Origin of the sequence: Erwinia sp. AnSW2-5 (genome assembly GCF_045107195.1) — a bacterium.
Taxonomy (GTDB): domain Bacteria; phylum Pseudomonadota; class Gammaproteobacteria; order Enterobacterales; family Enterobacteriaceae; genus Erwinia.
This window is the reverse complement of the sequence record NZ_JBJGXA010000044.1, coordinates 1-1,889: the sequence shown is the minus strand read 5'-3', so window position 1 is coordinate 1,889 and position 1,889 is coordinate 1. Positions and strand designations below refer to the sequence as shown.

At 56.5% G+C, this 1,889-nt stretch carries 2 protein-coding genes; both read left to right on the top strand.

All coding sequences use genetic code 11. The features are described 5' to 3' along the window. The first annotated feature begins 366 nt into the window (after positions 1 to 366). The gene (gene kduD / locus ACFL9S_RS22815; RefSeq protein WP_405264160.1) at positions 367 to 1,128 is read left to right on the top strand and encodes a 2-dehydro-3-deoxy-D-gluconate 5-dehydrogenase KduD; all 762 of its coding nucleotides are present in this window, start codon (positions 367 to 369) and stop codon (positions 1,126 to 1,128) included. Positions 1,129 to 1,187: 59 nt separating this feature from the next. Next, positions 1,188 to 1,826 carry an RpiB/LacA/LacB family sugar-phosphate isomerase gene (locus tag ACFL9S_RS22810; protein WP_405264159.1) on the top strand — a complete coding sequence of 213 codons (639 nt, stop codon included), beginning with the start codon at positions 1,188 to 1,190 and terminating at the stop codon, positions 1,824 to 1,826. The last annotated feature ends 63 nt before the right edge of the window (positions 1,827 to 1,889 follow it).

Below are 1,889 nucleotides of genomic sequence, written 5' to 3'. Positions count from 1 at the left end.
CCGGACGTCACGCGCCAGGACGGCGCGTGCCGAGGCCCGCATGGATGCGTCTTTTGCCGATCCGGCGTGCTCAAACTGGCCCCCAGACCTGACGCCGTACGATCAGCCACTCCTGTTTGTGATGCGGACCTGACGCCGGACGCTCAGCCACGAGGATTCAGAACGGTCGCCGTTCCCCCAGTATGTGATCCCCCCAGCAAAAAATAACACTCAGGTTTATATAAAATGAAACATCGTTTCATTTTGTTGAGTTTGCCGCGTTTTGCCGTTAAGCTGGCTTTATCAGTTTTGGTATCGGGCACTGTCCGCACACTCTCGGGTCACGGCAAGCGCCTGAACATGTTTGGTAAAACTCAAGGAAATAACATGATTCTGGATAATTTCTCCCTGGCGGGAAAAGTGGCGGTGGTGACCGGATGTGATACCGGCTTAGGTCAGGGCATGGCGCTTGGCCTGGCGGAAGCGGGCTGCGATATTGTCGGCATCAATATTGTCGAACCGACAGAGACCATTGAACGCATCGCGGCCACCGGGCGTCGCTTCCTCAGCCTGACCGCTGACCTCAGCGATACCAAAGTGATCCCGGCGCTGCTGGAGCGTGCCGTCGCCGAGATGGGCCACCTGGATATCCTGGTGAATAACGCCGGGATCATCCGCCGTGAAGATGCCATCGACTTCAGTGAAAAGAACTGGGATGACGTGATGAACCTGAACATCAAATCCGTGTTCTTTATGTCGCAGGCGGTGGCAAAACAGTTTATCGCGCAGGGAACCGGCGGGAAAATCATTAACATTGCGTCGATGCTCTCCTATCAGGGCGGCATCCGCGTTCCGTCGTATACCGCCTCGAAAAGCGCCGTGATGGGCGTCACCCGCCTGCTGGCGAACGAATGGGCGAAGCACCAGATCAACGTCAACGCGATTGCTCCGGGCTATATGGCCACCAACAACACCCAGCAGCTGCGTGCCGATGAAGCCCGTAGCGAAGAGATCCTCGGCCGCATCCCGGCCGGACGCTGGGGACTGCCAGCCGACCTGATGGGTCCGGTGGTGTTCCTCTCTTCCCCGGCATCTGACTATATTAATGGCTACACCATCGCCGTCGACGGCGGCTGGCTGGCGCGTTAATTCCCCCTAATTCACTGATGTGCAGCGGGCGAACCCGCTGCACCCAAGAGGACGTTAAAATGAAAATTGCACTGATGATGGAAAACAGCCAGGCCGCCAAAAACGCGACTATCCTGAAAGAGCTGAACGCGGTCGCCGGGGAGAAAGAGTACCCGGTGTATAACGTGGGCATGTCAGACGAGCAGGACCACCACCTTACCTATATTCACCTGGGGATCATGGCCAGCATTCTGCTGAACTCGAAAGCCGTGGATTTTGTGGTGGCGGGCTGTGGCACCGGCCAGGGCGCACTGATGTCGCTGAACCTGCATCCGGGCGTGATCTGCGGTTACTGCATCGACCCGGCAGATGCCTTCCTGTTTGCGCAGATCAACAACGGCAATGCGCTGTCGCTGCCGTTTGCCAAAGGCTTTGGCTGGGGTGCCGAGCTGAACGTGCGCTTTATCTTCGAGAAAGCCTTCAGCGGCGCGAAAGGCCAGGGCTATCCGGCTGACCGCAAAGAGCCTCAGGTGCGCAATGCCGGCATCCTGAATCAGGTGAAAGCCGCCATCGTGAAAGAGAACTACCTGGATACGCTGCGTGCTATCGATAAAGAGCTGGTGAAAACGGCGGTATCCGGCGAGCGCTTCCAGAAATGCTTCTTCGAGAACAGCCAGAATAAAGAGATCGAAAACTTTGTGCGTGAAATCCTCGCCTGAGTTTTTCCCTTTCTTCAGGTATAAAAAAACCGGTGCTGATTTGAACTGAACCCCAAAACCTGG

Coding starts and splice junctions, on each gene's coding strand:
- ACFL9S_RS22810 (WP_405264159.1), top strand. CDS start 1,188: ATGAAAATTGCACTGATGATGGAAAACAGCCAGGCCGCCAAAAACGCG.
- kduD (WP_405264160.1), top strand. CDS start 367: ATGATTCTGGATAATTTCTCCCTGGCGGGAAAAGTGGCGGTGGTGACC.